Annotated in this window: 16 protein-coding genes; 9 read left to right on the forward strand and 7 right to left on the reverse strand. The window is 57.7% G+C overall.

The genetic code is table 11. The annotated features are described in order from the left end of the window. Positions 1–63 precede the first annotated feature (63 nt). Positions 64–681, reverse strand: coding sequence for a sce7726 family protein (locus ACFSDX_RS17125; protein ID WP_382315725.1), 618 nt, complete (start codon positions 679–681; stop codon positions 64–66). Between the two features lie 110 nt (positions 682–791). On the opposite strand from ACFSDX_RS17125, the gene ACFSDX_RS17130 reads away from it, so the two are divergent. Both ACFSDX_RS17130 and ACFSDX_RS17135 read left to right on the forward strand, forming a co-directional pair. Continuing rightward, positions 792–1,160 (forward strand): group III truncated hemoglobin, encoded by a 369-nt coding sequence (locus ACFSDX_RS17130; protein WP_382315727.1) that lies wholly within the window; start codon positions 792–794, stop codon positions 1,158–1,160. Between the two features lie 92 nt (positions 1,161–1,252). Continuing rightward, the gene (locus tag ACFSDX_RS17135; RefSeq protein WP_382315729.1) at positions 1,253–1,735 is read left to right on the forward strand and encodes a DinB family protein; all 483 of its coding nucleotides are present in this window, start codon (positions 1,253–1,255) and stop codon (positions 1,733–1,735) included. Between the two features lie 132 nt (positions 1,736–1,867). Here ACFSDX_RS17135 and ACFSDX_RS17140 read toward each other — a convergent pair whose 3' ends face one another. From ACFSDX_RS17140 to ACFSDX_RS17155, 4 genes are all read right to left on the reverse strand, one after another. Continuing rightward, positions 1,868–2,887 carry an Atu2307/SP_0267 family LLM class monooxygenase gene (locus ACFSDX_RS17140; RefSeq protein ID WP_382315731.1) on the reverse strand — a complete coding sequence of 340 codons (1,020 nt, stop codon included), beginning with the start codon at positions 2,885–2,887 and terminating at the stop codon, positions 1,868–1,870. A gap of 235 nt (positions 2,888–3,122) precedes the next feature. Continuing rightward, positions 3,123–4,937, reverse strand: coding sequence for an alpha/beta fold hydrolase (locus ACFSDX_RS17145; protein ID WP_382315733.1), 1,815 nt, complete (start codon positions 4,935–4,937; stop codon positions 3,123–3,125). A 215-nt stretch (positions 4,938–5,152) separates the two neighbouring features. Further along, positions 5,153–6,028 (reverse strand): helix-turn-helix transcriptional regulator, encoded by an 876-nt coding sequence (locus ACFSDX_RS17150; RefSeq protein ID WP_382315735.1) that lies wholly within the window; start codon positions 6,026–6,028, stop codon positions 5,153–5,155. A gap of 58 nt (positions 6,029–6,086) precedes the next feature. Continuing rightward, entirely contained in the window at positions 6,087–6,674 is a 588-nt protein-coding gene (locus ACFSDX_RS17155) for a DUF1579 family protein (protein WP_382315737.1), read from the reverse strand. A 416-nt stretch (positions 6,675–7,090) separates the two neighbouring features. Between ACFSDX_RS17155 and ACFSDX_RS17160 the strand changes: the two genes are divergently transcribed. The 5 genes from ACFSDX_RS17160 (at position 7,091) to ACFSDX_RS17180 (ending at position 12,586) form a co-directional block, all read left to right on the forward strand. Further along, positions 7,091–7,789 (forward strand): outer membrane beta-barrel protein, encoded by a 699-nt coding sequence (locus tag ACFSDX_RS17160; protein ID WP_382315739.1) that lies wholly within the window; start codon positions 7,091–7,093, stop codon positions 7,787–7,789. A 203-nt stretch (positions 7,790–7,992) separates the two neighbouring features. Then, positions 7,993–8,658 carry a hypothetical protein gene (locus ACFSDX_RS17165; RefSeq protein WP_382315741.1) on the forward strand — a complete coding sequence of 222 codons (666 nt, stop codon included), beginning with the start codon at positions 7,993–7,995 and terminating at the stop codon, positions 8,656–8,658. Positions 8,659–8,673: 15 nt separating this feature from the next. After that, entirely contained in the window at positions 8,674–9,666 is a 993-nt protein-coding gene (locus ACFSDX_RS17170) for a hypothetical protein (protein ID WP_382315743.1), read from the forward strand. A 225-nt stretch (positions 9,667–9,891) separates the two neighbouring features. Next, complete coding sequence (locus ACFSDX_RS17175; RefSeq protein WP_382315745.1) at positions 9,892–11,670, forward strand: OmpA family protein; 1,779 nt, start codon at positions 9,892–9,894, stop codon at positions 11,668–11,670. 142 nt (positions 11,671–11,812) lie between these two features. Continuing rightward, positions 11,813–12,586: an ABC transporter permease gene (locus ACFSDX_RS17180; RefSeq protein ID WP_382315747.1), complete on the forward strand. Its 774-nt coding sequence runs from the start codon at positions 11,813–11,815 to the stop codon at positions 12,584–12,586. 98 nt (positions 12,587–12,684) lie between these two features. On the opposite strand, the gene ACFSDX_RS17185 is transcribed toward ACFSDX_RS17180, so the two are convergent. Beyond that, complete coding sequence (locus ACFSDX_RS17185) at positions 12,685–13,278, reverse strand: transposase (protein WP_382315749.1); 594 nt, start codon at positions 13,276–13,278, stop codon at positions 12,685–12,687. Positions 13,279–13,448: 170 nt separating this feature from the next. Between ACFSDX_RS17185 and ACFSDX_RS17190 the strand changes: the two genes are divergently transcribed. Further along, positions 13,449–14,282 carry an ATP-binding cassette domain-containing protein gene (locus ACFSDX_RS17190; protein ID WP_382315751.1) on the forward strand — a complete coding sequence of 278 codons (834 nt, stop codon included), beginning with the start codon at positions 13,449–13,451 and terminating at the stop codon, positions 14,280–14,282. 132 nt (positions 14,283–14,414) lie between these two features. On the opposite strand, the gene ahr is transcribed toward ACFSDX_RS17190, so the two are convergent. Beyond that, a complete protein-coding gene (gene ahr / locus ACFSDX_RS17195; protein WP_382315753.1) occupies positions 14,415–15,431 on the reverse strand; it encodes an NADPH-dependent aldehyde reductase Ahr in 1,017 nt (338 codons plus the stop codon). Between the two features lie 342 nt (positions 15,432–15,773). On the opposite strand from ahr, the gene ACFSDX_RS17200 reads away from it, so the two are divergent. After that, a complete protein-coding gene (locus ACFSDX_RS17200; protein WP_382315754.1) occupies positions 15,774–18,098 on the forward strand; it encodes an NACHT domain-containing protein in 2,325 nt (774 codons plus the stop codon). Positions 18,099–18,112: the final 14 nt, after the last annotated feature.

Consider the following 18,112-nt stretch of genomic DNA (forward strand, 5'->3'; position numbering starts at 1 on the left):
GGATAAGGCTAGCGGATTTTGGCCGGAAGTTACGGCACTGCGAGCGCTCAGGCACGGGGCAGCTTACCGCCGTTTGGCCCGGGCCGCCCGCCGCTGGCGCAGCCCCGCCAGGCGTTCGCGCTCGGCCCGGCGCTCTTCGCGCAGCAGCAGGCGCTCGGGCAGGCGGGCCATGAGGCGCTCGCGCACGTACTGCGCCAGGCTGGAGAGCGGGATGGTCTGGGTGGTGCGCAGAAACTGCGCTACCTCGCGCTGGCGCAGGGTGCTGGCGCCCGCCAGGCCCCGCGCCAGCAAAAACTGCTTGACCTCCTCTACCCACAGCAGCGCCGCCAGCGGGGCGCGCTGCACGGTGGCGTTGTAGCCGGCCGGGCGGTGCTGGCGCAGCCCTAGGCCATCGGCCTCGGCCACCAGCACACCCACCCACGCGGGCAGGCGCGGCAGCAGCTTGGCCACGTGCTTTTCGGTCACGACGAAGGTGACGAAATCGTAGACCTCAGCGTAGCAGCGCAGCTGGTTTTCCACGCGCTGCAGGGTGTCGCCGTCGCCCTTCACCTCGTAGCCGTGCATAAAGGCCTCGGTGATGTGCACTACGTCGGCGCGGGTGGCGCCGGTGGGCAGCTCGTCGATATACACGCCACCCAGGAGCAGTGGGTAGAGCCGGGCGCGGATTTCGGGGTCATTCATGAGCGGCCTCAAATGTATAACGGCGTGGCACTCCGTTTCGGCGTCTTTGTTGTTATTGTCTATCCATACGCCCCTTGCGCCAGGCGGAGTGCCACTCCGTTTTACCTCTTATGCCCGACATCACCACCGAAGCCGACATCAAAACGCTGGTCGACAGCTTCTACGCCCGCGCCCTGGCCGACCCGCTGCTGAAGCCCGTCTTTGTCGATTTTGCGCACATCGACCTCTCGCACCACCTGCCGCAACTCTACGATTTTTGGAGCGGCATCTTGCTGGGCAGCAGCCGCTACCGAGGTTTTCCCATGCGCAAGCACTTCCCCCTACCCCTCGAATTAGTGCACTTCGAGCGCTGGCTCGAGCTGTTTCACGAAGCCGTGGATGCCCACTTTGAAGGGCCAGTAGCCGAAACGGCCAAGCACCACTCGCTGCAAGTGGGGCGCGTATTCGCGGGCCGCCTAGGGCTGCTGGAAGGGATGTAGCGACGCATTCTTGCGTTTTGCGTTAGGCGGGCTTAACAACGCTGAGACGCAAAGATGCGTCTCTACACTTCTCAGCCTAAAGCCTTTCAACTATGGACCAGCCCACCCGCGCCGCCCTCGTCGCCGAGCTTACCCAGCTGCTCACCGCCGGCAATGCCCACGCCACCTTCGAGCAGGCCATTGCCGAGCTGCCACCAGCCGTGCGCAACCAAACCGTGCCCGAAGTGCCTTACACTATCTGGCACCTGGTCGAGCACCTGCGCATTGCGCAAGCCGATATTCTGGAGTTTTGCGTGAACCCCGCGTACGTGGCCCCCGAGTGGCCAGCCGGCTACTGGCCCGACAAAAAGGTACTCGTGGACGAAGCCGGCTGGCAAGCCGCGCTCACGGCCATTCGGCACGACCAGCAGCAGTTTATCGACTTGCTCGAAAACCCGGCTACCGACCTCTTCACGCCTCTACCGCACGGCGATGGACAGAATCTTTTCCGCGAGGCGCTGCTCATCGGCGACCACGCCGCATACCACGTAGGCGAAATTATCCTGCTGCGCCGACTGCTGGGCGTGTGGCATTAAGCACCCAAGCCAACCAAGCCGTTCTCGTTCAAGAGCGGCCTGGTTGGCTTGAATGCTTAATCGAGGCCTGGCTACTGAGCGCCAGCCCCTAGGTATGCTTTTTTTAAAACCTAGGTACTGGCGCCCGGTGGCTTAGCGCAGCAAGGGCGCGAGGCGGGTGCCAATCAGCTCGGTCGCCCGCAGGATTTTTTCGTGCGGCTGCACGGCTACATCCATCTGAAACGTCACCCGCGAGACCCCACCCAGCGCCTCGCTGTGCCGCAAAATCTTGGCCGCCACTTCTTCAGGGTTGCCCACCAGCAGCGCTCCTAGAGGGCCGGCCTGCGCCGTAAAGTGGGCCCGCGTGAGGGGACTGCCGCCCCGCTCGCGCGAGCGCTTGCTAAACGTCTCGATGTAGCCGGGCACAAATTCGGCCACGGCTTCTTCGGTGGTGGGGGCCACGTAGCCCAGCGAGTGCAGGCCCACTTTGAGCTGCTCGGGGGCGTGCCCGGCCCGGCGGCCGGCCTCGCGGTAGAGGTCTACCAGGGGCCGGAAGCGGTGGGTGTCGCCGCCAATAATGGCCACCATCAGGGGCAGGCCCAGCGTGCCGGCCCGCACAAACGACTCGGGCGTGCCGCCCACCCCCAGCCAGATGGGCAGCTGCGCCTGCGCCGGGCGCGGGTACACGCCCTGGCCCGTAAGCGCCGGCCGGTACTGGCCCTTCCACCGGATTTTTTCCTGGTCGCGGATGGCCAGCAGCAGCCCTAGCTTCTCGCTAAACAGCTCGTCGTAATCGTTCAGGCTGAAGCCGAAGAGCGGAAATGCTTCGGTGGACGAGCCGCGCCCCACCACCATTTCGGCCCGGCCCTGCGAAATCAAATCCAGGGTGGCAAACTCCTGAAACACGCGCACCGGGTCGGCGGCCGATAGCACCGTGACGGCGCTAGTGAGCCGAATACGCTTGGTGCGCGCGGCCGCCGCGGCCAGAATCACGGCCGTGGCCGAGTCGAGGTATTCGGCCCGGTGGTGCTCACCGATGCCGAATACGTCGAGGCCCACTTGGTCGGCGCGCTCAATGCGCTCGAGCAATAGGCGCATGGCCTCGGTGCCGCTCAGGTGGTCGCCCCCGTTCTGGAGCAGGTGCGAGGCAAAACTATCGATTCCAACTTCCATGATGCTGTTTTATAGTAGGCTTTAGGAACGCAAGGCGAAGTAGTCTGCGCCGCTTTTCATGACAAATGTACATACATTTAATGTAAATACATCATTCGAAACAAGTCGTTAGTACAGCTCCCAACATCCCGCAAGTCTACTAGCTTTTGCGCGTGTGCATTCGCTCTTTGCCAGTGTCCATTATGGCTATGTCACGCTAGCCTATCTTGTACTGAGCAGGCTCCAGACGCAGCAGCTACCGCAGAAAGTCTAGCACGGCGGCCAGCACCTGGTCGGGCTTTTCCTCAAACATGTAGTGGCCGCTGTCGAGCAGGCCGACTACCTGCGCATTTGGCGCGATGGCGGGCAGGCCCTGCTGCAAATTTTCGTAGGCTACGTAGCTGCCGATGCCCAGCACGGGCATGGTGAGCGGCGCGTAGTTGTGGGCATCGGCCATGTCCTGCCCTAGGGCTTGGTACCAGGCATTGGCCGCCCGGATGCTCTCAGGCTGGTTGTAAGCGGCGGCGTACACGGCCCGGTCGAAGGCCGACATCTTGCTTTCATCGCGCATGACGTAGGCAAAGAGGTAATCGAGCAGGTGCTGGAAGCGGCTGGCCAGCAGCTTTTCGGGCAGGCCCTTTACTTGGTTGAAGGCCATCCACCAAACGTAAGGTTGGTGACCGTCCATCTTCTGCTCGAAAGCGCCGGGCGCGGGCAGCATGGACATGTAGCGCATGCCGTCGCTGGGGTGCGAGGCATCGGCCAGGATGAGCTTTTCGGTAGCCTCGGGGTAGTTGAGGGCGAAGCTGGCCGCCACCATCCCGCCAATATCGTGGCCCAGCAGAGACACTTGCGCCAGCCCTAGGTGCTGCACTAGGGCGTAAATATCCTGCGCCATCGTCTTCTTGTCGTAGCCGTCGGCGGGCTTGTCCGAAGTGCCCATGCCTCGGATATCGACGATGATAACGCGGTAGTGCTCGGCCAGCTTCGGAGCCACCGGGTGGAAGGAATACCACGTCTGGGGCCAGCCGGGCAAGCATACCAGCGGCTGCCCGCTGCCGCCCTCCACGTAATGCAGGCGCACACCATTCACGGTGGCGTAGTGGTTAGTGAAGCCGGGCAAGCGCTTGATTAGTTCGGCATCGGTATACGCCGCTTCGGGGCCGGGCGCCGCCGCGGCTTCGCCCGGCGCGGCTAGTACCGCGCGGGCGCTGGCCCACGTCAGGCCAGAGTAGCGGCTGTTGTCCAGCGGGTTGTTTTGCACGCTGAACATGCTGAGCAGGTACTGCATCTGCTGCCAGTCGGCGTACAGCTCGTGCTCGCCAGCCGGGTTGGCAGCGCGAACCTGCTGAATGCGCGCGGCAAAATCGGCCCGCGAGCCCAGCCGCACCACCTCAAAGTGCCCGCGGCCCGCCGCTTCGGCTGCCGCCGCCAGTTCACGGGGGCTGAGTTGAAAGCTGGCGATGCGGAGCCACCTGGGCGAGTCGGCATCCAGGGCCGCCGCGGCCGTGAAAGCGGCCGTATCGTCGATAGTCGTGAAGTCGATTTTCCAATCGGCATCTTCCCAATAGCCCACCTGCTGTTGCTTAAAGTCGAGCAGCGGAATGTTGTAAGTCAGCACCTCGGCAAACGCGCCGTTGAGAATGGACGTAGCCGCGATGGGCGCCTGGTCGAGCAGGGCTTGAAACTCGCGCCGCAGGTCAAAATTGCGGTTTTGGCCGGCGGGCTGCTGGGTGTAGTCGCTGCAAAAATCGGAGGGAATGAAGCGCGGCACCCCAGCCGCTACGGCTGCCGCCAGCAGCGTCGATTGCGTGTCTACGATAACCTCGCGCAGGCCCGCCACCGCCGACACTACGCACCCGGCCCCAACGCAGGCCTGGGTGAGGGCGGCCGCATCGGCCATATCTACGGGCCGAACGTCGACCCCGCGCTGGGCTAGGTCGGCGATTTTGGCGGGGTCGGTTTCGGGCCGCACTAGGGCGCGCACGGTGGCGCCGCGCCGCAGCAGGGCTTCAATAATACGGCGGCCCAGGTTGCCGGTGGCACCGGCTACTACGATGGGGAGATTCATAAGGAGTTGAATTAGGGAGGTTTCGGCAGCGCGCGGCGGCCGGTTTGCGTGCTGCAAAATTCCTCCCTAACTACCCCCTAGGTCTGCCCGATTCTTGCTGGGTTCTTACAAATACTTGCTGTTTTGGCTGGATGGCTTGTAGCGCAAACTTTGTAGTTCGCGTTTTCACAAGGTGCGAACGGCGTAACAAAGCGAACTACAAAGTTCGCGCTACTTCATCCCCGCTGAAACGTACGCGGGCTCTGGCCCACCGCCCGCTTGAACGCCGCCGAAAAGTGCGCGGGCGAGGCAAAGCCCAGCGTGTCGCTGATGACGGCCACGGGCTGGTTGCCGGCCCGCAGCAGCTGGCGGGCGCGCGTTATTTTCCAGTCGAGCACGTACTGGTAGGGCGAGCGACCGATGGTCAGCTTGAAGCGGCGGGCGAAGTGAAACACGCTGAGGTTGGCCAGCTCGGCCAGCGCCTCTAGGGTAATTACCTGTTCGGCCGCGGCCTCGATATAGGCCTCGATGCGGGCCAGCACCGCGCCGGGCAGCCGGGCGCCGGCATTGGCGATGCGCTGCTCGTAGCTGGCGTAGTGCGTGATGAGGTGCAGGCTCAGGGCCGTGGTCAGCGACTCGGTGTAGAGCTGCCCTAGGGCGTGCTCGGCCCCGGTGGCCGTCAGCAATTGCCGCCCCAGGTGGGTCAGCAGGCCATCTTCCAGCCGAAATTGGTCGCGCAGGGCAAAGTGCGTGAGGTCGAGGCCCTGGCGAGCACGGTCTTCCAGCAGCTGCGGATTTAGGTGCAGGTGCAGCACGTCGGCGGGTCCGTCCCAGGCCAGGGGGCCGTACTCGCCGGCCGGGTACAGGCCGCCATCACCATAATGAAAAAGGTCTTCCTCAACCCGGCTGCCACTGCGGCGACGCGACACCACGGGCTGCGCGCCCTGGTGCAGCAGCAGCAGGTGGTCGGCGTGGGCGTGGGCGGGCAGCGCCGTCGCGTCGAGCTGGTAGCGCTCTACCCGCAGCGCTGGCCCTGCTGGCGCCAGGCTAGCTTCCAAAGCGGGGCGGCCATATAGCTCGGCGGTATTGGGGTACGTGAGGGGGGCGGCCATGAGGAGGGAAGAACTAGCCTAACTCCTACTAAAGCAAGTTGTTTGCGGTAGGTCCTAGCTATCGGTTTCTCGTCCACTTCACGTTCAGGATTTTAAACTCCTTGTTGGCTTTGGTATCCAGCCGGTAGATTTCCAATAGCTCGGTGTTTTCATCGACAAAGGTGTACACCTCCTTCATGTCGCTATACTGGCCGGTGGTGTTGCTGAGCTGCTGGTAGCGCATGGTGGTCGATTTGGTGGCCGGGTCCCAGGGGCCTTCCATGGCCACGCCATTGCCGCCATCCTGAATCATGGCGCGGGTAAATATTTTTTTGGTTGCATCGTAGCCCGTCACCCGCACCCCGTGAAGCTGCCGGCCATTGATGGTATAAATAACCTCCGAAACCTGAAAGAGTCCATCCATCACCATGCTATTGGTGAGCGTGGATGTGCTGGTGATGGGCGCCGCCGTGGGCGAAAACGTCATGGTGGCCTGTCCCGTCCAGACGCCATTCGCCCGCGCCAGCAGCCGGTGGAACTCATCTGCCGGCGCGGCTTGAGGGCTGGGCGCCGGTACTTTCGCATTAGTTAAGGCCGGTGCCTGCTGCCCAAACGCAGCCTGAGAAATTCCCCAGCTACCAAGCACCGTGAGGATAATCGCTTTCATACAGCTAGCCAAGTAAGAGGGTAAAACAAGGAGCACCTGGAACTCCCAGGCTTTATAAAATTAAAAATATAAATTATTTATTTATACTATTAATAATAAATCAGCTCCTAAGTCTTGCCCCAGCGCCCAGTTGCTTTGCACGGCCGTTATTTTGTTGTGGCCAGCGGCAGGCCTGATGCAGGGCAGGGAAATGCCCCGAGGGTATCCGGGCAAAAGCCCCGTTGAGGACAGCCCGGCCGCGCTGGGCGTCTGGATGAGGCAAACCTTGCATTCGCGCCGCAGGTCAGGAAGGCGGCTTTGGCCGGCGGTGGCTGGGTGTAGCTGCCGTTTCGCTGCCTTTTATTATTTGCTAAGGATTGCAACGCTTACCCATCAAAAAGATACTTACTTGCGATACCTCTTCCTTTTCCTTAGCCATGATTATTTCTCGCCTCATCCTAGGTGGCTTCCTACTAGGTTCACCCCTGCTTGGCCTTGCCCAAGATAACCCAGCCGCCGCGGCTCCCAAGTTCTATGCGGGGCTGGCAATTTATAGTGGCTCCTACCATTCGCTAGGCCGTTTGAGAGTTCCTGCATCTGTAAGCACCCACTCAACCAGTACGTACCAGCTACCTGTGCAAGCCACCTTGGGCTACCAGTGGCGGCCGCGGCTGGCGGTGCAGCTCGGGCTAGTTTACAGTGGTCGTAGAAACGACTACACGTCGGCGTATGAGTATACCGATGCCAATTCAAATATGATTCGCTTTAACAGTACGGGTAGGTCTACGCTGCGCCATTACACAGCCTCCCTGCAAGCGCGCTACACGCTCACCCGCAAGCCGGAGCACCGCTTCCAAGTCGATGTAGCAGGGGGTGTGGCCTATGACCACCAGTATTACCGCGGGGTAAGCAATGAGGAGTATACCAACGTCAGCCAGGGCACTGCTACCGTTACCAATCATGATGATACGTTACCATACAACGAAGCCTTCGTTAGCGTTGGGCCCAGCTTGCGCTATCGTTTTGGCCAACGCTTAGAAGTGGTGTATGACCTATTGCTGAACCAGCCGCTTAGCCGCCAATCTAATTCTGGCTCGATGGCCCTAGGTCTGCGCTACCGCTTCGGGCCCAGCTAGATCACCCCACCGGCTTGTTCTTTTGAAAAAACCGGCTTGCCATTTTGAAAAAACAACGTCCCGTTCGGCCCCGCGCCGGACGGGATTTTTTATTTAATACTCTATTAATAAGCATTTTATAAAATAGCTAAATAACTTTCCTCCGAGTCGGCACCAGTCTTGGCATTAGGTACACATCCCTCACCTACTTGCCCACACCGACTATGGCTATTCTGGATAATCTGGTCCGGGGCGTCAAGGACTTCTTCGTGGAAGAAGGCCACGCCGCTCCCGCCGCCCCGGCAGCAGCCCGGCCGCTGCCCACTGCCCCCGCCCCGGCGCTGGCCGACCTGGCGCCCGGCCAGGCGCAGCCCGAGCAGCGCCACCTCGACCACATTGCCCAACTCCTGGCCGGCGACGGGCGCGACTTCCACGCCTTTACCAAAATGGTGAAGAGCCTGGCCGCCAGCGGCCTCAGCGGCCCGCTGCTCTACCAAACGGCCTTCAACGCCTTTGCGGCCGTGACGGGCCAGGACCTGCCCGCACTACTCACCTCAGCCGAGGCACTCACCCAAAAGCTGGCCGACGACCGCGCCAAAGTGCAGGCGCACCACCGCGAGAAAACGGGCGAAACCGTGCCCCTAAAAGGCGCCCCCAGCGCCCTGGCCCAGCTCCGCAACCAGGAAGCCCAACTGCAAGCCGACGTGGTGGCCCTCACCAAGCAGCTCACCGACAAGAGCCAGCAGCTGCAAGAAACCCAGCAGCAAGTGCAGCAGGAAAGCACCAAAGCGCAGTCGGCGCTCGCCAGCTACGAGCTGGCCAATGCCGCGGCCGCCGCCGAGCTGCAAGTGCATCAACAAGCCACTAAATCATTTTTAATCAACAAGTAAACCGTCTTTCTGAGTATGAAAACCCTCCTTTCAAACGACCTCAACCCTACCCTGCCCAAGTGGCAGCAACCCGAGAAAGTAGCTGGCTGGGTAGTAATGGCCGGCGCGGCCGGCGCGGGCGTGTACTACTGGGGCCAAATTGTGCCCTACCTCGTTGACATCGTGTTTAATAGCGTGAAGCTCGGCATCGGCCTAGGGGCGCTGTTCGTGCTGTTTTTGCTGGGCACGAATAAGCGGATTCAGACCGGCATCTGGTACGCTGGGCAGCGTGTTTTACGGACCCTAGCGGGCATTTTCGTGAACACCGACCCCATCGGCATCATGGAGGACTACATCGCCAATACCGAGAAGGAGGCCCGTCAAATGGAAGGCGAAATCGGCCACATTGAGGGTGCTCACGAGCTGGTGAAGCGCAAGCTCGCCGCCAACGAAACTCAGATGAAGGAGTACCTGGCCCTGGCCGATTCGGCCACCCGCCAGCACGAAAAAGACGCCGCCGAAGCCTACGCCAGCCGCGCCGCCCAAATCCTGGATTACAACCAGCGCCTGCAACCCATGGCCACGACGACGGCCAACGTGACCGTAGTGATGCGCCAAATCCTGAAAGCCGCCCTGCGCCAAATCGACGGTAGCAAGTTCAAAGTGGGCCTGCTAAAAGACGAATACGAACTCGTGAAACGCACTAGTTCAGGAATGCGGGCCGCGATGAACATCCTGCGCGGCGACCCCGACAAGAAGTACTTCTTCGACCTCGCCACCGACCGCGTGGCCCAGGATATGGCCCAGCAACTCGGCCAAATCAAGCAGGCCATGCGCTACTCGCAGGAGTTTGTGAAGGAGATGGACATCCAGAACGGCGTGATGAGCGAGAAGGGCCAGCGCCTGCTCGACCGCTACCAAAAAGGCGATTTCAACGCGCTCATGGACAGCACCAAAGCGCCCGTTTCCACTTCCGTAGCCGCCACTAAACAACGCTCCGATGATGCCTATTCTAGCCTGCTTGATTAGTGGCCTGCTGGCCTTGTTGCTCTGCGCAGTGCTGCTGTAGCACCTCTACAAACTATGGCGCGGGGCTCTGCCCCGTGCCGACTATCCGCGGGCCTCTGGCCCGCACGCTAGGGCACGTCAGGGCATACTAGCTCAACAACGTTCGCCCACGCCGCCAGCCAGAGGCCGGCAAATAACCAGCACGGGGTAGAGCCCCGCGCCATCCCCCCTAAAATTTCAACCTCCATGACAACTCGCGGTAAAATCGTATTGGGCGTCATCCTCGTCGTCCTCACCTACTTCGGCATCAATAAGCTGGTCGCCAGCAACCGATTCTTCAAGAAAGCCGATACCCAATCGGTGCTCCTTAGCTCCATCGAGCTGCCCGCCGCGACCAGCGGCAACCGCGCCACGCTGGTGGTGCCGCTGGCCCCGCTGCCCGGCACCGCCCCCGCCGAAAACGGCACCGCCGTGGTGTGGGAGGTAATGGCCTGGAACAGCCAAATGGCCGGCATGCTCGCCAACGGCGGCCCCCGCACCACCCAGGGCTCAGCCCTGGCCGCCAACGGCGTAGACATGCAGATAGTGCGCCAGGACGATGTGAGCAAGATGCAGGCCGACCTCGTGAAAAACGCCCTCGACCTGCAAAGCAACCCCAGCACGCCAGGTCTGATTGTGAGCATCATGGGCGACGGGCTGCCCGCCTTTTCGGCCGTGCAAAGCCAGCTCGAAAAGGCCGGCACGCAGCTCCAGATTATCCCCTACTCGGTGGGCAAAAGCTTTGGCGAAGACAAATTGATGGGGCCGAAAGAATGGCTCGATAACCCCAAGGCGGCCCTGGGCAAAACCATCGCCTGTTACCTGCGCGACGGCGACCAGAACATCGCCCTGAAATGGTGCGCCGACAACGGCCTGAAAGTCAACCCCGACGAAACTACCTATGACCCCGAATCCGTGAACTTCATGGCCGCCAGCGACTTCCTGGTAGCCGCCGAGAAGTACATCACCGGCAAGCCCGAAAGCCGCCAAAAAGTGGTAAACGGCCACAGCACCGGCGTAAGCGTGGACGTAGCCGCCGACGCCGTAGCCACCTGGACGCCCGGCGACGTGAACATCGCCAAGCAAAAAGGCGGCCTTGTCAACATCGTGAGCACCAAGGACTACTCCAACCAGATGCCCAACATCATGGTGACCACCAAGCGCTGGTACGACGCGCATCAGCCCGCCATCAAGGGCCTGATAACTGCCTTTGCCGTGGCCGGCGACCAGGTAAAAAGCCACCCCGAAGCCCTAGGTCGCGCCGCCGAGGTTTCGGCCCAGGTGTACGCCGACCAGGACAAGCCCGCCTCCTACTGGCTCAAGTACTACAAGGGCACCAGCGAAGCCGACCGCACCGGCCAGGTAGTGGAGCTGGGCGGCAGCAAAGCCTTCAATTTCAACGACAACCTCACGCTCTTCGGCCTCGACAACGGCGGCACCAACATCTATGCGGCCGTGTACAAAACCTTCGGCGACGTGCAAAGCCGCCTCTACCCCAAGGAGCTACCCAGCTACGTACCGCTGGCTAATATGCTCGACCTCACGCTACTGAAGCAGCTACAAGCCCAGTACAAAGGCAAAACCCTGGCCCCGGCCGAAACCCAGCGCTTCACCGCCGACGATGAAATCCGCCGCAGCGTGAGCAAGCGCGCCTGGAACATCGAGTTCAACACCGGCCAGAGCACTTTCACGCCCGCCGCCCAGCGCGAGCTTAGCCAACTCTTCGACGACCTGCTCGTGGCCGGCCGCCTCAAAGTGGCCGTCCACGGCTACACCGATAACACCGGCCTACCCACCGCCAACCAGCAGCTCTCCGAAGCCCGCGCCGAGGCTGTAGCCCACTGGCTCGAAGCCAAAAGCGCCAGCGCTTTCCCCGCCGGCCGCGTGCAAGTGTACGCCCACGGCGCCGCCGAGCCAGTAGCCTCTAATGCCACCGAGGCCGGCAAAGCTGCCAACCGCCGCGTGGAAGTGGTGTTAGGCAACTAGTTGCGCGGACTTTGTAGTCTGCGAACGAGCGCCAGCGAGTATCGGCGGACATTTTCTTCCAGAACCTTTTTCCAAAATACGAGCGCAGCCGACAGTTACTAGCTGCGCTCGTCCGCGGACTACAAAGTCCGCACAACAGGCTATGAACTCCCTTTTCATCCCTAATGCCCACCCGCGCCGCGCCACCTTCGCCGCGCTGGTGGCGGCCCAAGTCGCGCTGCTGCTGGCTATCTGGCTCTTCTACCCGCTCCAGATTTTTCCGCGCCTCGGCGAGGTCCTAGGTGCCTTGGGTAGCCTTATCACCAGCCAAGGCCTGCTGCAAGAGCTGTGGGCCAGCCTCACCACGGCGTGGCATGCGCTGGGTATCGCCACCGTTTTGGCCCTAGGTATCTCGTACCTCACGGCGCTGCCGTTCTTCCGGCCGCTGGCGTTTGCGGCGTCCAAGCTGCGCTACCTCACACTCACGGGGCTCACGTTTTTTATGGCGCTGCTGCTCAGCTCGGGCCACCAGGTAAAGCTGACGGTGCTGGTGTTCGGGGCCACGGTGTACCTCGTAACGGGCATGACGCAAGTCATCCTGGGTACCACGCAAGAGGAGCTGGACCACGCCCGCACCCTAGGGCTGGGCGAGTGGGGCAGCTTCTGGGAAGTGGTGGTGCGCGGCAAGCTCCCCGACATGCTCGAAGTTGTCCGCCAGAATTTCGCCATCATTTGGACCTTGATAACGCTCGTGGAAACGCTCTACCAATCGGAAGGCGGCATCGGGCTGCTCTTGTATAAGCAAAACCGGTACCTGCACCTAGATGGAGTTCTGGCGATTCAGCTGGTGATTTTGGCGCTCGGGGTGGCGCAGGATTATGGGTTTGAGGGGGTGCGGAGGGTGGTATTTCCGTATGCGGGGCTGGGGCGGGTGTAGCGAAGTACCGTGGACCCTGCGGGTCCGCGCGTGGGTAGGTGGCACGGTTGTCAATAAAATACAATCTGCCTACGCGCGGACCCGCAGGGTCCACGGTACTATTTCACGTAGGAGTGCGGCCACTGTTGCCAGTCATCCACCAAACCGGCTTTTACCGGGTTTTCCAGCACGTAGGCCATAATCCGCTCCATCTCCCCGTTGCGCACTACGTGGTCGTAGCTCTCGGCCTGCCAGAAGGTGCCGCTGCGCCCTAGCAGCCGGTTGGCTTGCGTAGCGGTGTAGCTTTTCAGGCGCTGCAAGGTCTTGGTAAGGGGCGGCGCTTCGGGCGCAATGCCCATTACCAGATGCACGTGGTTCGGCATCAGGCAGTAGCCGTGCAGGTCATACGTCCGGCCATCGAAGTAGTGCAGCGACTGCTTGACCAGGGCCGCTATATCGGGTTGCGCGAGCCAGGTTGGGCCAAACGCTGCCTGGTTGAGGTGGTGGTCGAAGCGGCCGAAGTATTTCTTCTGCGTGGCGTACAGCTGCTCGGGGGTGATGTCAACGCGATTGACGAGCAGGGCGGTTTCCTCGTGCAGATGCGCCAAGAGTTGCCTAGGCAACGTGTCGGCTAAGCGAAAGGTGAGAAAAATAACTTCGCCAGGCGGCAAACGGTGCGGCAGATGCCGCTCATAGTGAATTAATTGCTGCACTTCACAAAGTAAAGCGCTGTACCGTGGACCCTGCGGGTCCGCGCGTGTTTTCGCAAAAAAGTATCCGAAATACTCTTCTCAATCCTTGCACGCGCGGACCCACAGGGCCCACGGTACTCTTCTCAATTCTTATCACGCGCGGACCCGCAGGGTCCACGGTACTACTCGCCATGACCGCCCTACCCTACTCCTACAAGTCCCCGCTACTCACGCTTGACCACGTGTCGATGCGCTACGGCAACGACCTCGTTTTGCGCGACCTTAATGCCCAGGTGCTCGATGTGGTGCGGCCCGGCCTCAGCCAGGGGCAGGTGGTGGGCATTTATGGGCGCTCAGGCATCGGCAAGTCGGTGCTGTGCCGGCTGCTGGCGGGGCTGGCGGCCCCGAGCGCCGGCGCCGTGCTGGTGGGCGAGGCGCAGGAGCCCGTGCGGGCCGGCATGGTGGGCTACGTGCAGCAGCGCTACCCGCTCTTCAATCATTACTCCTTGCGCGATAACCTCTTGCTGGCGGCCCGCCGCCACCACGAGGCCGCCGAGGCCAAGGCCCGCGTCGAGCACTACCTAGGGCGCTTTGGGCTGGCGGCGCACGCGGGCAAGTACCCGGCGCACCTCTCGGGCGGGCAGCGGCAGCGGGCGGCCATTGCGCAACAGCTGCTGTGCTCCGAGCACCTGATTTTGCTCGATGAGCCGTTTTCGGGCCTCGATGTGGCGATGATTGACGAGGTCAAACAGCTCATCATCGAGGTCACGACCCTGGACGAGCTCAACACCGTGCTCATCGTGAGCCACGACATTGCCACCACCACCGCCCTCGCCGACCGCCTCTGGCTATTGGCCCCCGAGAGCAGCCCCGACACCGGCCAACTGCTGCCCGGCGCCACCCTCAGCCCCCGCCACCAGTACAACCTGGCCCAACTCGGCCTAGCCTGGCACCCCGACGTGGAGCGCGAGCCCGAATTTGCCCAGTTCGTAGCCGAGCTTAAGAACGAGATAAGGGAGAGCTAGGGCACTGTTGCGCGGACTTTGTAGTCCGCGTCCGGCTGCCCGCTTACGCACGCGGACTACAAAGTCCGCGCAACAACAAAAACGGCCTCACCGCGGAGCGATGAGGCCGTTTTTGGCACGAAGCGGCGACCCTTACAAGTCGTTGTCGAGCACGATGCGGTAGTGGGCCTTGCCCGAGCGCAGGTGGTCCATAGCGGCGTTGGCCTGGCTCATGGGGAAGTGCTCGGTGAGGGGCTTGATGTCGTGCTGGGCGCAGAAGCGCAGCATCTTATCAATCTGAGCGCGGCTGCCGGTGGGCGAGGCGCCGAGCGACTGGTTATTGAGCAGCAGCGGGAATACCGAAACCGGAATCGGCTCGAGCACGGCACCCACGATGTGCAGGCGGCCATTGGGCTTGAGCATGGCGATGATGTCGTTCCAGTCGAGCGACACGTTGGCCGTGATGAGCAGCAGGTCGAAGGTGCGGGTCAGCTTTTTGAGCTCGGCCGTGTCGGTGCTCGACGCCGTGCGGGTGGCGCCCAGCTTGTGCGCCTCCTCGATTTTGCGCGGGCTAGAGGTGAAGGCGGTGACATCGCAGCCCCACTTGTTGAGGAACATCACGGCCAGGTGGCCCAGGCCGCCGATGCCGAACACGCCCACGCGGTCGGTGGGCTGCACGTGGTCCAGGATGGGCGAGAATACCGTGACGCCGCCGCACAGCAGCGGGCCGGCCTCAGCGGGGTCTACGCCCTCCGGAATGGGCACCGCCCACACCCAATGGCTGCGCACCTGCTCGGCAAAGGCCCCGTGCCGCCCCACGATGGTGGGCTGCAAGGTGGTGCACATCTGCTGGTCGCCGTGCAGGCAGGGCTCGCAGTGCAGGCAGCTGCTGGCGCTCCAGCCCACACCCACACGCTGGCCGATTTCGAGGCCTTTTTGGGCGGCTACGTCGCCCAGGCCCACGATGCGGCCGATGGCTTCGTGGCCGGGTACGAAGGGATAAGCGGAGATGCCCCACTCGTTGTCGAGCATCGAGAGGTCGGAATGGCAGACGCCGCAGTACTCCACGGCAATGTCTACTTCTTCGGCACCGAGGGGGCCGGGGTCGTAGCTAAACGGTTTGAGCTGGCCGTGGGCGGCGCTGGCGGCGAGGGCTTTTACTTCAGCCATTGGGCAGGTAGTGGTTTGGTTTGGAGAAGGGTAAACCGGCGTTTCACGCGGAAACGAGCAGTTGCTTGCTCCAACCGCTAGGGGGCTGCTAGGTTTGGTGAGTTTTATTACGAGAGCAAAACTTGATAAACTAGGTAATATATTTATCCCAAAACAGGAAAGTTTGCACCAATAAAAAACCCTAGCCTTATACTTAGATAATAGAGCACAAGGTTAGTCTAAAATAATTTAGTAGTTCAGTATAGAGTTATAAAACCGCAAAACAACACTTGAAAAGGGGTTGCAACTAAAACCAATTAAAGCAACAAACATAATATTTTTCAATCTATAAAATTCACCAGCATGAACATTTACAATGATATCCTTTCCCTAAGGAATATAAAAAATAATGCAGATAGAGGATATAAATTTGAGCAGCTAATTAGAGAAATACAGCCTTGGGATAGAAAACCGGCTATTGTAGCATCAACGCCTTCAGAACAATTTGATGGAATTTTCTTATGGAAAGAACAAGCTTATTTAATCGAATCAAAAGCAAAGAGAAGCCCTATTACTCCCGGTTCTTCTGATTGGGAAGATTTTGAGCTAAAAATTAGGAAAAGAAAAAATAGTGTAATAGGCTTATATTGTTCATTATTCCCGGTATCAGAAAATATATACAAAGATGCTGAGCAACTAAATAAAGAAGGACATTTTATAATTGTTCTTGCAGGAGATTTTTGGGACGAATTAAATAAATACCAGCTTCCAATTAGTGATATACTATCATACATGAACCTATATGGAAGAATAAAATTTATCTCCAAAACTCCTGATTTAAAGATAATTAACGACTGGTGTTATAATAAAGATTCTGTTAATAATGAGATTGGAGACTTATGCAAAAAGAACTCATCATTATTTTTAAGAAGATATAGGTCAGCACATCATGACGAATTGTATATAAAACGTGATATTGATAAGCAAATCATTGCGTATTGCAACGATATAAGGCCCTCGTATTTGAAAAAAGCCAAGGATAAGCCCAAACAAATATGCTTAGTAAGAGATTATTCAGGCTCGGGAAAGACAACTTTATCGCTAGAATTATCAAGCAACAGTGTAGAGTCTTATTTCGGGACAGGCGCAACTGCAAACGAGAGTGATATTGATAATAAAATAGTTAACTTTTTTTCATCTTTAGGCGATTATCATGGGCTACTCAAGCTTATTTCAGTCAACAAACCTATTGCATATGTCATCGACTCCTTAGATGAAGCAAATAAAGATTTATATGAAAAAAGAAAACAGGTTAAAGGGGTAATAAAATTTATTGATGAATTAAATAAGGTAGCAAGCAGCTTAGGTTTATTAGCTTTTCCAGTACTTTTTATTTTTACAATTAGAGAAGATTATTGGAGGGACTGGGAATCTATATTTGAAGGTCAAAGAAGAAGTGATATCAATAAGAGAATATCCTCATTTTCTACAAGTGAATTTCCTATAGCGCTTAACAACTACTCTAAATGCTATAACTACAACATTACGAACACTATAACTCCTGAAACAAAGAGAACGTTATCAATCCCTATAAATCTTCTTATTTTTTCGGAAACATATCGTTATCAAGGTAATATTACCATCAATGAAGTATGGGAAGGAAATGTAATAGACTCCTACTTCGTTCGCAGGCAGAATGATATACATAAGCGATACATATCTGGGCTGACGTCTAAAATTTTCATGAAATTAATATCGTTAATTTCATTTCATGTTATTAAAACAAAAAGCAATATAATACCCAAAAACTCTATAGAGCTTATTATTTCCAATAACTTTCAACTATTAGAACCATACTCCGACGAGATTATCCATGCATTAATATCCGAAAGCATACTAATAGAGGATGCTGCAAATAATTCTTTTGTAATGTTTAGACATACACGTTTTATAGAATTTTTAGCAGCATACTACATAGTATACTCTGTTGAGAGCAGCAACAATCTGAACAGCTTAGATTATTACGCGCAACTATCTTTTGAATCTGGCATAGTACTCATGTTTCGAGTACATGATGATATTAGATATATAGCAAAGAGTAAATTTATTAAATTATTTTCTGATATAGAAGACTACTATTCTACTTCAGAGTTGTTCATGTCAAAAAAGCTTTCTCTATTGCGGTCCGAAATTGCTTCTAATAGCGAAACTTGTTCCGAGGATATAGATTTGATACTTAAGAATATAAGCAGTAATAACTCAATTGTTTCCGCTAATTCATTTTTCGTAATCGCAGCGAAATCAAATAAACAACCAAAAGATATTATTATAAGCTTATTTAGATTAGCATTCAGTGGTAGCAATCAAAAACGAGAGAGATATAAGCTAATTATTAAGCTAGAACAACATGATTTACTGCTCCATGAAACAACCCTTAGTTGCTTAGTTAATTCAACATACCCAAAAGATTGGGAGGTGTATTTAGGATTAATTATAAAAAATAATTTTAATGATTTTTTCAAAGAACTTTGGCAGCAAAATGGGGATTACATGGCTTTAAATTCGATTATGATTTCTACTCCAAATGAAGACTGGTCCCAAGTCAATAGATTATTTGAAGCAATAATTGAAAACAAGGCTTTCGTTCTAGGTGATTTTGACAATAGACAGAGCAGATTACAACTATAGTCCTCTGCTTTATT

This window comes from Hymenobacter bucti (genome assembly GCF_042681145.1).
In the GTDB taxonomy this organism is placed as follows: domain Bacteria; phylum Bacteroidota; class Bacteroidia; order Cytophagales; family Hymenobacteraceae; genus Hymenobacter; species Hymenobacter bucti.

Bases quoted from the DNA above. Each gene is read 5' to 3' on its own strand.
- ACFSDX_RS17135 (WP_382315729.1), top strand. From the start codon at position 1,253: ATGGACCAGCCCACCCGCGCCGCCCTCGTCGCCGAGCTTACCCAGCTG.
- ahr (WP_382315753.1), bottom strand. From the start codon at position 15,431: ATGGCTGAAGTAAAAGCCCTCGCCGCCAGCGCCGCCCACGGCCAGCTC.
- ACFSDX_RS17200 (WP_382315754.1), top strand. From the start codon at position 15,774: ATGAACATTTACAATGATATCCTTTCCCTAAGGAATATAAAAAATAAT.
- ACFSDX_RS17180 (WP_382315747.1), top strand. From the start codon at position 11,813: ATGAACTCCCTTTTCATCCCTAATGCCCACCCGCGCCGCGCCACCTTC.
- ACFSDX_RS17145 (WP_382315733.1), bottom strand. From the start codon at position 4,937: ATGAATCTCCCCATCGTAGTAGCCGGTGCCACCGGCAACCTGGGCCGC.
- ACFSDX_RS17150 (WP_382315735.1), bottom strand. From the start codon at position 6,028: ATGGCCGCCCCCCTCACGTACCCCAATACCGCCGAGCTATATGGCCGC.
- ACFSDX_RS17165 (WP_382315741.1), top strand. From the start codon at position 7,993: ATGGCTATTCTGGATAATCTGGTCCGGGGCGTCAAGGACTTCTTCGTG.
- ACFSDX_RS17155 (WP_382315737.1), bottom strand. From the start codon at position 6,674: ATGAAAGCGATTATCCTCACGGTGCTTGGTAGCTGGGGAATTTCTCAG.
- ACFSDX_RS17160 (WP_382315739.1), top strand. From the start codon at position 7,091: ATGATTATTTCTCGCCTCATCCTAGGTGGCTTCCTACTAGGTTCACCC.
- ACFSDX_RS17125 (WP_382315725.1), bottom strand. From the start codon at position 681: ATGAATGACCCCGAAATCCGCGCCCGGCTCTACCCACTGCTCCTGGGT.
- ACFSDX_RS17175 (WP_382315745.1), top strand. From the start codon at position 9,892: ATGACAACTCGCGGTAAAATCGTATTGGGCGTCATCCTCGTCGTCCTC.
- ACFSDX_RS17140 (WP_382315731.1), bottom strand. From the start codon at position 2,887: ATGGAAGTTGGAATCGATAGTTTTGCCTCGCACCTGCTCCAGAACGGG.
- ACFSDX_RS17130 (WP_382315727.1), top strand. From the start codon at position 792: ATGCCCGACATCACCACCGAAGCCGACATCAAAACGCTGGTCGACAGC.
- ACFSDX_RS17170 (WP_382315743.1), top strand. From the start codon at position 8,674: ATGAAAACCCTCCTTTCAAACGACCTCAACCCTACCCTGCCCAAGTGG.
- ACFSDX_RS17190 (WP_382315751.1), top strand. From the start codon at position 13,449: ATGACCGCCCTACCCTACTCCTACAAGTCCCCGCTACTCACGCTTGAC.